The sequence below is a fragment of the Saccharothrix sp. CB00851 genome, from assembly GCF_001905065.1.
Taxonomy (GTDB): Bacteria; Actinomycetota; Actinomycetes; order Mycobacteriales; family Pseudonocardiaceae; genus Actinosynnema.
Genome location: NZ_LWLC01000001.1, coordinates 21,506 through 35,133 on the forward strand (window position 1 = coordinate 21,506; position 13,628 = coordinate 35,133).

The 13,628-nt window shown below is 73.1% G+C and carries 9 protein-coding genes and 1 pseudogene; 5 read left to right on the forward strand and 5 right to left on the reverse strand.

Features of this window, described 5'->3' with window-relative positions:
* Positions 1 to 198: 198 nt before the first annotated feature.
* Positions 199 to 594, reverse strand: a complete 396-nt coding sequence (locus A6A25_RS00095) for a hypothetical protein (protein ID WP_073885663.1) — start codon at positions 592 to 594, stop codon at positions 199 to 201.
* A gap of 156 nt (positions 595 to 750) precedes the next feature.
* Here A6A25_RS00095 and A6A25_RS00100 point away from each other — a divergent pair, with 156 nt between their 5' ends.
* Entirely contained in the window at positions 751 to 1,827 is a 1,077-nt protein-coding gene (locus tag A6A25_RS00100; RefSeq protein WP_073885664.1) for a nucleotidyltransferase family protein, read from the forward strand.
* A 25-nt stretch (positions 1,828 to 1,852) separates the two neighbouring features.
* On the forward strand, positions 1,853 to 2,743 hold the full coding sequence (locus A6A25_RS00105; RefSeq protein WP_073885665.1) for a DNA-3-methyladenine glycosylase family protein: 891 nt from the start codon (positions 1,853 to 1,855) through the stop codon (positions 2,741 to 2,743).
* Here the strand turns inward: A6A25_RS00105 and A6A25_RS00110 are convergent.
* The 4 genes from A6A25_RS00110 to A6A25_RS00125 all read right to left on the reverse strand — a co-directional run bounded on the left by A6A25_RS00110 (position 2,728) and on the right by A6A25_RS00125 (position 9,125).
* A complete protein-coding gene (locus A6A25_RS00110; protein ID WP_073885666.1) occupies positions 2,728 to 5,928 on the reverse strand; it encodes an NACHT domain-containing protein in 3,201 nt (1,066 codons plus the stop codon). The two genes, A6A25_RS00105 and A6A25_RS00110, sit on opposite strands and share 16 nt — an antisense overlap.
* A gap of 40 nt (positions 5,929 to 5,968) precedes the next feature.
* A complete protein-coding gene (locus A6A25_RS00115) occupies positions 5,969 to 6,820 on the reverse strand; it encodes a glycosyltransferase family 2 protein (RefSeq protein WP_073885667.1) in 852 nt (283 codons plus the stop codon).
* A 63-nt stretch (positions 6,821 to 6,883) separates the two neighbouring features.
* Positions 6,884 to 8,011, reverse strand: a complete 1,128-nt coding sequence (locus A6A25_RS00120; protein ID WP_073885668.1) for a glycosyltransferase family 4 protein — start codon at positions 8,009 to 8,011, stop codon at positions 6,884 to 6,886.
* A gap of 79 nt (positions 8,012 to 8,090) precedes the next feature.
* Positions 8,091 to 9,125, reverse strand: coding sequence for a glycosyltransferase family 4 protein (locus A6A25_RS00125; RefSeq protein WP_073885669.1), 1,035 nt, complete (start codon positions 9,123 to 9,125; stop codon positions 8,091 to 8,093).
* Between the two features lie 26 nt (positions 9,126 to 9,151).
* Here A6A25_RS00125 and A6A25_RS00130 point away from each other — a divergent pair, with 26 nt between their 5' ends.
* From A6A25_RS00130 to A6A25_RS00145, 3 genes and pseudogenes are all read left to right on the forward strand, one after another.
* Positions 9,152 to 10,066 carry a glycosyltransferase family 2 protein gene (locus A6A25_RS00130; protein WP_073886316.1) on the forward strand — a complete coding sequence of 305 codons (915 nt, stop codon included), beginning with the start codon at positions 9,152 to 9,154 and terminating at the stop codon, positions 10,064 to 10,066.
* A gap of 56 nt (positions 10,067 to 10,122) precedes the next feature.
* Positions 10,123 to 11,412, forward strand: a pseudogene (locus tag A6A25_RS46740) (nSTAND1 domain-containing NTPase); the annotation flags it as partial.
* 19 nt (positions 11,413 to 11,431) lie between these two features.
* On the forward strand, positions 11,432 to 13,624 hold the full coding sequence (locus A6A25_RS00145) for a WD40 repeat domain-containing protein (RefSeq protein WP_073885672.1): 2,193 nt from the start codon (positions 11,432 to 11,434) through the stop codon (positions 13,622 to 13,624).
* Positions 13,625 to 13,628: the final 4 nt, after the last annotated feature.

Sequence of the window (13,628 nt, forward strand, 5' to 3'; positions counted from 1 at the left end):
CACCCGCGCGTGAGTCCAACCTCCAGCCCGCGCGTGTCCTACGTTCGCGTCGCGCGTGTCCTACGTTCAGAACACCCGAGTTGAACACTCAGCACACGGCCCGCTGTCCTGAACGTTCAACTCGGGGTACGCGAACGTAGGACACGCCCGTTCCGAACGTAGGACACGCGGGTCCTGGAGGTAGGACACGCGCGGGGGTCAGGAGTCGCCGTTGAGGCGTTGGGAGAGGCCCGGGGGGTGTTGGGGCTGGCCGCCGGAGAGGCGTTGGGACAGGGTCGGGCGGGAGGTCGGGACCTGTTGGACGGTCGGGACCGGGCCCGGGGCCACGCGCTGTTCCGGTTCGGGCTCGGGAGCGGCGGGTGGCGGTGGAGGCGGGGGTGGCGGTGCGGGTTGACCTGCGGCTACGTGCGCGGCCAGCACCATGGTCGAGTCCGGGTCGCCGCCACGCGGGTCGACCGCGTTGACCATGGCGCGCGGGATCTGCTGGGTCGCCGACGAGTCCATGGGCGACGTCATGTTGTCCGGCGTCACGACGTGGATGCCACGTGCACGAGCACGGGCCAGCGCCGCGTCGGCCCGAGCGCGGGGGTCCATCCGGATCTCTCCTGCGTGTGCCTTGGGCCGGCTGGTTAACGCCGGCGTGCCGATCGGTGACGCTCGTCGACACGGACCACCGCCCGTGCCGCCGGAGTGCTCATGCCAGAGTATTCGCAAACTACGGGTGGAAGTAAGCCGAGGAGGAAAAACGGCATGTCGGAGCTGCAAGGCGCCGAGGCAGTGGTTCTGGTCGGGGGCAAGGGAACCCGACTTCGACCACTGACCCTGTCCGCGCCCAAGCCCATGCTGCCGACCGCCGGGGTGCCGTTCCTCACCCACTTGCTGTCGCGGATCCGGGAAGCCGGCATGACCCACGTCGTGCTGGGCACGTCCTACAAGGCCGAGGTCTTCCAGGAGCACTTCGGTGACGGCACGGCGCTCGGCCTTGAGCTGGAGTACGTGGTCGAGGACGTGCCGCTGGACACGGCGGGCGCGATCCGCAACGTCGCCCACAAGCTGCGCGAACGCGACGTGGTGGTGTTCAACGGCGACATCCTGTCGGGCGTCGACCTGCGTGCCGTGGTCGACACGCACCGCAAGGCCGAGGCCGACGTGACGCTGCACCTGGTCCAGGTGGACGACCCGCGCCGGTTCGGCTGCGTCCCGACCGACGAGGACGGCCGCGTCACGGCGTTCCTGGAGAAGACGGAGAACCCGCCGACGAACCAGATCAACGCGGGTTGCTACGTGTTCCGGCGCGAGGTGATCGAGGCCATTCCCGCAGGTCGGCCGGTATCGGTGGAACGGGAGACGTTCCCGGGGCTGCTGGCCGCCGGCGCCCGCGTGCAGGGTTACGTCGACGCGTCGTACTGGCTGGACCTGGGCACGCCAGCCGCGTTCGTGCGGGGTTCGGCGGACCTGGTGCGCGGGATCGCGCCGACGGCCGCGCTCGCGCTGCGGGGTGAGGCGGTGATCCTCGACGGCGCGTCGGTGGACGAGAACGCCGTGGTCAAGGGCGGTGCGACGGTCGGCACGAACTGCACGGTCGCGGCCGGCGCGGTGGTGGACGGCTCGGTGCTGTTCGACGGCGCGGTGGTCGGCGAGGGCGCGCGGGTCGAGCGCAGCGTGCTCGGGGCGAACTCGCTGGTGCAGGCCGGTGCGGTCGTCTCGGACGCGGTGATCGGGGACAACGCGGTCGTCGGCGCGCGGTGCGAGCTGATCAACGGCGCCCGGGTGTGGCCGGGTGTCGTGCTGCCGGAGGGCGGTGTGCGGTTCTCCGCCGATGTGTAGAGGTGCAGAGGTCTGATGGTCAGTGATGCTTTCTAGGACGTGGGCGCCGACGTTCCCGCTGGACTTCGGCGCGCTGCTGATGCCGTTGCGGCGGGGTGCGGGCGATCCGACGTTCCGCGTGGACGACGCCGGGGTGTGGCTGGCCGCCAACACCCCGGCGGGTCCGGGCACCCTGCGCGTCCGCCGCGCCGACGTGGTGGAGGCGGACGCGTGGGGCGACGGCGCGCAGTGGCTGCTGGACGGCCTGCCCGCGTTGCTGGGCGCCGGGGACGACGATTCGGCGTTCGAGTGCCACCACCCGCTGGTCGCGGAGACGCGGCGGCGGCGTCCGGGCATCAGGCTCGGCACGACGGGCCGCGTGTGGGACTCGCTGCTGCCCGCGATCCTGGAGCAGAAGGTGACCGGCGTCGAGGCGTTCCGCTCGTACCGGGAGCTGGCACGGCGGTTCGGCACACCGGCGCCGGGCGTGCCGGACCTGGTGGTGCCGCCGACGCCCCGGGCGATCCTGGGCATCACGGACTGGGAGTGGCACCAGGCGGGTGTCGACGGCGGACGTCGCCGCGCCCTGATCGCGGCGGCCCAGGTGGCACACCGCCTGGAACGTGCGGCGGAGCTGGGCGGCGAGGAGGGCCGCAACCTGCTCCGGAAGGTGCCGGGCATCGGCGTGTGGACGGCCGCCGAGGTCGCGCAACGCGCATGGGGCGACCCGGACGCGGTCAGCTTCGGCGACTACCACCTGGCCGGCATCGTCGGCTGGGCGTTGGCCGGGCAGGCCGTGGACGACGATCGAATGGCCGAACTCCTGGCCCCGTACGCCCCTCAACGCCACCGCGCGGTCCGCTACGTCCTCGCCTCGGGCGTCACCAAACCCCGCCGAGGCCCCCGCTTCTCCCCCCGCGACTACCGCGCCATGTGATCGCCCATCCCGATCGACTCCAACGCCCGCCGGAGACGGACGTGCAGGTGCCGGTCGGTGTTGGCGATCACGTCGAGGTCGAGTTCGTCCAGCAGGACCGGGAGGTCCTCCAAAGCAGGAACGTGCGCCAACTCGATGCCTAGTTCGATCAGGCAGGTCAACGCCCGGGCCACCGTGTGCGGCGCGAACTCGCGGATGTCCGGTTCCGCGAACAGGTCGTCGAGCAGACCGAGGGCATCGACCTCCTGCTCACCGGCGTCACCCAGCAGTCGCAATGCACAGCGGACCACCGATTCGGTTGTCGCGTCGCTGCTGACCCCGAGCGAGACGACCTCTTTGAGCATGAGAGGTGTGGTCGCCCGGTCCCTGGCCAGGAGGTCGAAGAACATCGCCCGGTAGTGCTCGTCCAACCGCGCACCTCCCTTCAGCGCGGCCAGGACCGACGTGTAGGCAGCCACCCGCTCTTGCGGGTCGGTCGAGGTCAATACGGTCGCCAGCAGGTGCCAGGGGGTGACCCACTGCCCTTCGTGGGGCACCAGCTCGCTCAACGCGGCCGTCAGGTCCGACATGAGGGGTTCGAGGTTGTGCAGCAGCAATCCCTCGCGCCAGGACGTGCGGAACGCCTCCCACCGGCGGATTTCATCGAGGTAGTTCGGCGCGGCAAGCTTCGCGTGATCGCGCGCGGGAACCGCGCTTCCCAGCAACCACACCACGTCGACCGGTGGAGGCGGCAACCACCCCCGCAGCACGACCGCGTCCAGTGAAGGTTCGACCGTCAGCACGCGCGTGATGCTGTCCCACTCCTCCTCACCCAGCTGTGACTGCCACAGCAGGGCCAGGGACTGCCACTCCGGTCGAGGGAAGTCCGATACGGCGTACCCGCGACCCACCACGACGGCGAGCGTGACCAGGTTCACCGTGTAGGCCGCGATGCGATGGGCGATCGTCAGCGAGCGTGGCAGGTAGTCGGGGTGGTCGGAGCCTGGTTGCCGGTGTTGGGCCGTGTCCACGAGTGCGGTGAGCAGCTTGTGCAGCTCGGTGCGGTCGGCGTCGGGGGTCCTCCGGAACAGTTCGCGAAGGAACGAGATCACCGGGCTGCGCGTGGTCAGCGGGGCGAAGGACAGCACCGGTTCCAGCCAGCCCGCGTCGGTGCCCTGACGCCCGTAGCGCGACTTGGCGGCGCGTTCCTGTGCGAGCACGTCCAGCGACACGCGGTGCACCAGGCGGGCGACCAGGAACTCGCCGAACGTCGCGTGCAGGAACTCGTAGGTCTGCAGGACGCGGCTGTCCTGGGCGGCACGGGCGGCGTGGACGAAGAAGAACCGGCCGACCGCCAGCTGGGCCGAGCTGAGCCGGAGGCGGCGGTCCGGGCCGGTTCGCGGGCCACCGGGCAGGAGGGCGTTCAGGTCGTCGTCCAGCTCGGTCTCGTCGATCCACTGCACGCCGCGGTTGAACATCGCGAACGCCACCACGGACAGCCTGACCAGTTCCTCCTCCACGGCTAGCTCGACCTGGTCGTCCAACGCGTCGTGGAGGCTCTTCGCGACCTCGCGGCGGGCGAACCTGGTCAGCAGCTGCTCGTACAACGTGGCCGTCGCCAGTCCCTCGCCCGCGGTGTGCAGCGCGTTCCCGTCCGCGTTGTAGAGCGCCAGCATGAACAGCAGCAACGGCTGGGCGGCCAGGCCCTCGAAGCGGAGTGCCACGTCCGGCGCCAGGACGGCGCGCGGGTTGGCGGTGTTCCAGACGTCGAGCCAGCGGCGCACCTGGTCGTGGCCGAACGGCTCCAGCTTCAGCACCTTGGTCGGACCGGCGAACCGGGCCCGGTTCGCCACGGCCGTGCGGCTGGTCAGGACGAAGATCACCGCACGTCCCTGATCCGCCTCGCGCTGCTGGAACTCGCGGATCCGCGCCAGGTAGTCCGACTTGCTCGTGCCGGTGGCCTGGAGCAGTTCGTCGAAACCGTCCAGCAGGACGACGGGGACGGCGGGCGCCGCCGCACGGGCGAGTTCCGGCCAGGTGAGCCGCTCGCCGGTCGCCCGGGTGATGGCGTCCTCGACCTGTTCCTGCAGGCTCGCGTCGGCAGGCACGTCCCGCAGCACGACCCGGATCGGCAGGAAGTCCTCCGGCGGCAGCCGGGCGGCCAGGATCTTGGTCAGCAGCGACTTGCCCGCGCCCGGTTGGCCCAGCACGACCAGCGGCGCGGTGGTGGCCCCGGAGGAGGTGAGGTAGCCGGCGAGGTAGTCGTCCAGGTCGGTGCGGACCGGCTCGGCGGACCACCACTCGTCCCGGCTGACGTCGGCGGACTGGTCCGCGTCGACGACCTTGAAGCGCGGCGACACGTACGCCTGCGCCAACGTCGGCAGGACCAGGCCGGAGGGGACGTCGCCCTCCACGATCGGACGGCCCAGCACCGCGCGGTGACTGCGGGCGAGGGCGTCGCGGCGGTCGTCGGGCGGCTGGGCGCCGACGAGCGGCTCCAGGAAGGCGCGCAGGTCCGCCAGGCCGGCGCGGACCTCGGTCCGGGTGGCGGCGTGCTCGATCCCGGTGGTCCACACCGCGAACTCCGGGCAGTTGAGCGACAGTCGGCGGTACAGCGCCCGGTAGTGCTCCACGGCCCGGCCCGGCACGCCCAGGCAGGTCTCCACGAACTCGTCGCGCTTGTCCTGGGTCAGGTCGGACCAAGCTGCAAAGCCGCGGAGGAAGTCGATGACAGCCGCGACCAAGGCCTGGTAGTAGTCCCAGAGTGCGGTGGAGACGGCGTCGGGCGCCTGTTCAGGGCTCGGCAGCGGGCCCGGGGTGTCCAACAAAGCGAGGGCGTGGGCCGACTTGCGCGTCGATGTCGGCCGGTCCGCGCCGGCCAGCGCCAACTGCTCGCCCGCGCTGAGCTTGAGCTGGAACGGCAGGCCGATGTCGTCCAGGGTCTCGAAGAACGCGGTGATCACCAGGACGGCGTGGGCCGCTTCCAGTAATCGGGTTCGTTCGACGCGGTGCAGGCCGGTGACGCGCTCGCGCACGGACGACAGCACCTGCTTGCCCACCCGCACGACCTCGGTGCGTGCGTCGAGCAGGTCGATCCCGCCCATGGCCAGCACCGTCGCCGCCGAGGCGTGGTCCACGAGCTTCACCAGACCGGTGTCGCCGCCGAGCAGCTTGACCGCGTCACGGTAGGAGAAGGAGCCGCGCATCGGAACATCATCCACGGCAACGGGCCGAGGCAGGGCGCGGTCAGCGGGTCATCAGGCGAAGCCGCAGGGCCAAGCCCGCGCGCACGGCCAGCATCAGCGGTGCCCACAGCGGGCCGCGGTGGCGGTCGGCGAGGTAGCGGTAGGCGCTGGAGTGGTGGGCGGCGAGCATCCGCTTCGACGCGCGCTTGGTGGAGTGGCCGCCGATGTGCACGACCTCCGCCTCGGGCACGTAGACGTTCAGCCAGCCCGCACGGCCGAGGCGGTCACCCAGGTCGACGTCCTCGAAGTACATGAAGTACCGGGGGTCGAAGCCGTCGACCGAGTCGAACGCCTCCCGGCGCATCAGCAGGCACGAGCCGGACAGCCACCCGGCGGTGCGCTCCTCCGGCGCCGCCGCGGCCTGCCGGTACTCCCGCGACCACGGGTTGCCCGGCCACACGACCGCGAACAGCGCGTGCCCCACCCCGCGCCCCAACGAGGGCAGCAGCCGTGCCGACGGGTACACCGCGCCGGACGGTTCGCGGATCAGCGGTCCGAACGCGCCGCCGCGCGGCCACCGCTTGGCCGCTTCCAGCAGCTCGTCCAGGCTGCCCACGCCCCAGGACAGGTCGGGATTGGCGATCACGACCCAACCGACCGAGTCGGGCAGTGAGGCGACGCCGCGGTTCGCGCCTGCGCCGTAGCCGAGGTTGCCCCCGGTGGGCAGGAACGTCACGTGCGGGTGCTCGGCGGCCGCGCGTTCGGGCACGCCGTCGGTGGAACCGTTGTCCGCCAGCACCACCGACACCGGCCGGGTGGTCGCCGTGGACAGGGTGGACAGGAAGGTGTCCAAGGTCTCACCGGGCGAGTAGGTGACGGTCACCACCGCCAGCTCGTCTCCGTAACGCGTCACGCCGGCAACCCTAGTGGTGACGCGCTTGGCGCACGACGGCGTGCCCCGGAACGGCCGAACGGCTCAACGCCGCCGGTACGTGCGGGCCGCGCGTTCGTAGGCCAGCCGGTGCCGGGCGGCCGACGTGGACCAGGAGAAGTCCTTCGCCCGCACGACCGCCGCCGCGGCCAGTTCCGCCCGCCGGGCCGGGTCGTCCAGCAACTCGCTCAACGCCGCCGCGATGTCACCCGCGCCGACACCGCAGTACGCCACCGCGTCGCCGCCCACCTCGGGCAGGCTCAACCGCCGGGTCGTGAGCACGGCCGCGCCGCACGCCATCGCCTCCAGCACCGGCAGCCCGAACCCCTCGCCGAGCGACGGGTAGGCCACCACCTCGGCGCCGCCGAGGAAACCGGCCAGCGACGAGAACGGCAGGTAACCGGCCCGGATCACGCGCACCCGGTGCGGCACCGCGTCCAGCGCGCGTTCCACCTGGCTGTCCCAGCCGGGCTGGCCGGCGAGCACGAGCGCGGGCGGGTCGCGCCGGTCGCGGACCGCTTGGGCGAACCCGCGGATCAGCGCCGGGACGTTCTTGCGCGGCTCCAAGGCGCCCAGGAACGCCACGTAGGGCGTGTCACCGAGGGACAGCCTGCGCCGGACCGCGGCCACGTCCTCGGGTGTCGGCGGGTGGAACCGCTCGGTCTCCACGCCGTGCTGGGCGATGTGCAGCAGCCGCCGGTCCGCGCCCGCCACCCGGGCCAGCTCGTCGGCGGTCGCCCGGGACGGCACCACGCACAGCGCCGCCCGTCGCAGCGAGGCCCTGGTCCAGGCGCGGAAGAAGCGCGCCTTGACCGACGAGTGCAGCACCGCGTCGGTGAAGAAGGTCGCGTCGTGCAGCGTCACCACCGACGCCACCCGGTTCGCCAGCGGCACGGTGTAGTGCGGCGAGTGCACGACCGCCACGCCGAGTCGGTTGGCCAGCCGGGGCAGGGTGGTCTGCTCCCAGGTCAGCCGGGCGGTCCTGGTCGCGACCGCGTCGGCCGCCGGGATGACGCGCGAACGCGGGGCCAGCGACGTGTAGAGCTCGGCGTCGCGGGGTTGGCACACCACGCTGAGCCGGGCGCCGTCCGCGTCCAGCGCCGCCACCAGGGAATCAACGTACCGCCCGACGCCACCTCGGTCGGCTGGGACGGCGGTGGCGTCGATCAGCACGCTGGGTTCGACGGGTGACACGCGGTGAAGGGTACGGCGGGCTGCGGACAGGTTGACCGGGAATGACGCAAACGGTTCGTCAACGAAACAGGTCGAGATGGATGGCCCACACCGAACGAGCGGCGTTTTCCCAGGTGAACGCCTCGGCCCTGGTCCGCCCGGCGGTGATCAGGCGGTCGACGAGTGACGAATCGGACAGTACCGGGCGCAGCCCGGCGACCAGCGCCGCACGGTCGCCGCGCGCCACCGTGACGCCCGCGCCGCCCGCCACCTCCACCAACGCGGGCGCGTCCGAGTGGACCACCGGCACTCCGGCCGCCATCGCCTCCACCACCGGCAGCCCGAAGCCCTCGGCCAGGCTCGGCGCGGCCAGCACCGCTGCCCGCCGCAGGACGAACGCCAACTGGGCGTCACTCAGCCGTCCCATCAAGTGGACGTGTGGCGCTCGCAGGTCCGCCCCTCCCCAGCCCTGCGGGCCGACCACGACCAGTGGCACGCCCAGCTCCGCCGTCGCCTCCGCCAACAGGCCGAAACCCTTGCGCGGCTCGATGGTCCCGATCGCCAGCACGTACCGGTCCGGCACGTCCACCGGCTCCTCCGCCGGGAACGCCGTCACCCCGTTTCCCACCACGTGGACGGGCACCGGTCCGGGCGCGTACCGCCGCAGCTCCTCGGCCACCACGGACGTCGGCACCACGATCGCACCGGCCCGCGCCACCGCCCGGCTGATCACCCGCTGGTGCCACGCGACCCCGCGCGGCGTCAACGTCGACGGGTGCGTCCACGGCACGGTGTCGTGCACGGTCACCACCACCCGCCCGCGCGGCGGCGCCAACGGGGTGAAGGCGTGCACCGAATCACCGCCCGGCCAGTACGGCACACCCCGCTCCCAGGCGGCGATCAGCGCACGTCGGGGCAACGGCAGCACGCGCGGCCCCCGCACCCCGGGGATGACGGCCGCCGACACGTCCGCGTGCCTGCTCACCACCCCGGTCACCGTCCACCCGGCGGGCGCGGTGGCGGCCAGCGCGGCGGCCAGCTCGCGCGTGTACCGGCCGGTGCCACCGGGCACCGGCGCCAGCAACTGCTCGGTCAGCACAACGAGGTCGGGCACGTCGCGTACCGTCTCACGCCGTGTCGATCCCCAGCACGACGGTGGTCGTGGTGACGTGGCGCGGGCGGGAGCACATCACCGCGTGCCTCGACGCCCTCGCCCGACAGAGTCCACATCGGACGCTCGTGGTGGACAACGCCTCCGACGACGGCACCGCCGAGCTGGTCGCCGCGCACCCGAGCCGGCCGGAGACCCTGCGCCTGCCGGTCAACCGCGGGTACGCGGGCGGGCTGGCGGCGGCGTTGCCGGGGATCACCACGGAGTACGTGGCCTGGCTCAACGACGACGCGAAGCCCGAGGACGGCTGGCTCGCGGCCCTCGAAGACGCCCTGGACGCCACGCCGGACGCGGCAGCGGCGACGTCGTCCCTGCTGCTGGCGGACGGCTCGACGCAGTCGGTCGGCGTCCGGCTCACCGCCGACGGGCACGGCGCCGACCTGGTCCTGGCCGGTCGCGAGGTGTTCGGCTTCTGCGGTGGCGCGGCGCTGCTGCGGCGGGAGGTGTTGGAGCACGTGGGCGGGGTCCCCGCCGCGTTCTTCTGCTACTACGAGGACACCGACACGGCGTGGCGGCTGCGGCTGGCCGGGCACCGGGTGCTGTCGGTCGGCCCGGCCCGCGTCCACCACCGGCACGGCGCGAGCACGAACCCCGGTTCCCCGCTGTTCCACCGCTGGAACGAGCGCAACCGCCTGCTGACGCTGCTGCGCTGCGCGCCCCTCGCCACGGCCCTGCGGGAACTGGCCAGGTTTGCCGCGATCACCGCCCTGCTGCCGTTGCGGCGAGACACGCCCGACGCGGCCAACTTCCACGTGCCCCTGCGCCTGCGAGTGGTGCTGGAAGTGCTGGCGAGGCTGCCGATCACGGCGATCGAGCGGTGGAAGATCAGCCGACGTGCGACAGTGGACCGGCGCGTGGTGTGGCGGGAGTGGGCGGGCCGTTAGGGGAGCACCGGGTGGTCGAACGGGCACTGGTCCGGGTGTTGCGCGACCGCGAGCCGGTGGGTATCGGTTTCCTCGTCGCCCCGGACCTGGTCCTGACGGCGGCGCACGTCGTCGGTGACGCCTCGGCGACCGAGGTCGACTTCCCCGTGCTCGGCGTGACCGCGCGGGCCGAGGTGGTCCACCGCCCGGAGGGCGTCGACGTGGTGGGCCTCCGCCTCGACCGCACCCCTCCCGGCGCACGGCCGGTGCGCGTGGTCGCCGAGGGCGATCTGCGCGACCACCGGGTGCGGACGTTCGGCGTGCCCGACCGCCGGCCGGACGGCGTGTGGTCGCAGGGCGTGGTGCGCGGCGCGATCGCGGGCGGCCGGATCCACATCGAGGACGACCGGGCGCACGGCCTGCCGATGCTGCGCGGGTTCAGCGGCAGCCCGGTCGTGGACGACGACCTGGCCGCCGTGGTCGGCATGGTCGTGGACGTGGAGGCCCGTCGCGAGCACCGCATCGGGTACGCGCTGTCCGGCGCGGTCCTGCACGACGCGTGGCCGGAGCTGTCCGCGACCGCCAACCAGCCGAGCCCGTTCCGCGGCCTGGAGCCGTTCCAGCCCGAGGACGCCGAGCACTTCTTCGGCCGCGAGGACCGCACCCGTGAGCTGGCCGAACAGCTGGACCGCGACGGTGTCCTGGTGGTCACCGGCCCGTCCGGCTGCGGCAAGTCGTCGCTGGTGCTGGCCGGTCTGGTGCCGCCGCTGCCGCACGCCGTCGTGGTCCGCCCGGCCGGTTCGCCGTGGGCGGCCCTGGCCGCCGCGCTCGACGTCGAGGAGGTCGACGCGGACCGGGTCGAGGACGTCGTCAACCGGCTCCTCGTCCGCCACGACCTGCGCCGCCTCACGCTGGTGGTGGACCAGGTCGACGAGGCCCTGACCCGGTTCCCGGACGAGACGGCCGACCTGCTCGACGCCCTCCTGGACGTCGCCGCGTCACACCACCGCACCCCGCGCGTGGACCTCGTCCTCACGACCACGACCGAACCGCTCAACCGCCTGCTCGCCGATCCCCGGTTCGGTTCGCGCCTGGCCAGCCGCACGGCCACCCTGGGCACGCCGAGCGCCGCCGAGCTGCGCGTGGCCGTGGAGGGCCCGCTCGCCGCGCCCGGCCTGCCCGTGCTCCAACAGGGCCTCGCCGACGCGCTGCTCGAAGACCTCGACGGCGAGCGCAACCCGTTGCCGCTGCTGGAGTTCACCCTGACCCTGCTGTGGGACCGGCAGGACCGGGGCGTGCTCACCCACCAGGCGTACCGGGAGCTGGGTGGTGTGGCCGGTGCGGTGTCCACGTACGCCGAGCAGGTGTGGCGGCGGTTCGACCCGGATGAGGTGCGCCGCGTGCTCACCCAGCTGGTCAGCCCCGCTGGAAGACGGCGGCTACCTGCGCCGGGCCGTGCCGCCGGACGAGCTGGGCCCGATCGCGCTCGAACTGGCCCGCACCCGCCTGGTCACGCTCGGACCGGACACCGTGGAGCTGGTGCACGAGGCCCTGGTGCGGCACTGGGACCGGCTGCGGGGCTGGGTCGAGCAGGACCGGGAGTTCCGGCTCTGGCAGGACGAGCTGGACCGCCAGGCGACCCGCTGGCGCGACACGCGCGAGCGTGCGTTGCTGTTGCGCGGCAAGGCACTGCAGCACGCGTGGGCGACCACGGCGCAACGGCACGACGACGTGACCGAGCGGCAGCGCGAGTTCGTGACGGCGAGCGCGAAGGGCTACGTCGTCCGGCTGGCGACGGTGGTGCTGTCCGCGGGTCTGGTCCTGGGCTTGGCGTTCGGCGTCGTCTACACCGTCGTGGTGTTGATCAGCCAGCAGAACGTGGTCTCGGCGGAGAACGCGGTGAGCGCGCTGCGCGCCCGAGCCGAGGAGAGCCCCTTCGACCAGCGGGTCTTCGACGCGCTCCGGGCGCACCGCACGTCCGACACCCTGTACACCCGGCAGTCGCTGCGCTCGCTGTCACGGTCGCTGCGCCACGCCGTGCTGCTGCTCCGACCGACCTCGGTGGTCAACGCGCGCGGCAGCCGGCTCGCCCGGCAGCTGCCGGACGGCCGGGTCGAGCTCTGGGACCTCGCCGCCGCCTCCGCGATCGACGTCCCGGGCCTGCCGACCGGCGCGACCCTGACCTGGACGGGCGACGACGCGCTCGTGGTCACCGCCGCCGGACACCCGCTGGTCGTGACGGAGAACCTCGCCCCACGCCCGGGACCCACCCGGACCAGGTGCGACGGTGATCGGCTGCGGCTGGAGGACGCGTTCACCGGCGCGGTGACGGCCGAGGTGCGGCCGAGCGACCAGGCGTGCGAGTCGGGTGCGTTCAGCCCGGACGGCCGCGCGTTCGAGATGGTCTACCGGAACCCGTACATCAACCCGTCGATGCTCCAGTACGGCGCGACCGACCCGGACGGCCCGCGGTACGTCGCCCAGGTGCCCAACGACGCGCTGGTCACGCACCTCGAGGTCGAGCCGTCCGGCGCGCACCGGGTCCTCCTCGCGGTCGACGGCTCGGCGCTGCTGCTGCGGATCCCGCCGCCGGACGACCTGGAACGCGCCCTGGACACCGCCCACGACGCCCGGTTCACGCCCGACGGCAGGCACGTCGTGCTCCACGGGTCCGATGTCGAGGTCTGGCACGTCGACAGCCGCACCCGGACCGGCCGGATCGAGGGCCGCGCGGAGGACGTCGCGCTCGACTCGGCGACGCTGGCCGTGCGCGGCGAGGACGGTCGGATCACGCTGTGGAACCTGCCCGACCTCGCACCGCTCGGCGACGTGCCCGGCCCGCCGGACGACGTGTGGCTGCGGTTCCTGGACCCGGGCCGGCTGGTGGTCGTGCGCGGCCAGGAGGTGGGCGTGTGGTCGGCCCGGACCGGTGAGCCGATCGGCAGGCCGTTCACCGCGGTCGGCAAGGCACCGCTGAGCGCCGTCGCGGTCGGGGCCGACCAGCTCGCGGTGGTGAGCGCGGACAAGTGGGTGCGGTGGCACGCGATCGCGGACGGCGGGGAAGTGCCGGGCTCGGCCTTCACGTTCGGCGGCCCGCCGGCCCGCTCCCCCGACGAGCCGCTCGCCGTGGACGCCGACGGCGAACTCCTGGCCGTGCCGGTGGCCGACGGCGTCGAGGTGTGGGACCTGGCGCGGGGCGAGCGGCTGGAACGGCTCGACGTCCAGGCCGACTTCGAGGTCACCGACCTGCGGTTCCGCGACGACCCCGACGAGGTGGAGGTCACCGTGGACGGCGTGGACGGCGGTGGCCAGGCCGACGGCGGGGTGCTAGTCGAGCTGTGGACGCGGGACGTGCTGTGGGGCCTGCCCGGATTGCTGGGCCGCGACGACGAGACTGTCGAGCGACTGGCCGTGCCCGCCGTGCCCGGCTACGCCAACGCGGGCGGCGAGTACGGCGGACTGGAGTCCGGTGACCCGGCCGCGTGGCGCGACGTCGTCTGCGGTGTGGTGACGCGCAGTGGGCTGTCCGAGGGTGACGTGGAACCGCCGGCCGGGTCGTTCGACGGCCCGGTCTGCTGAAAGG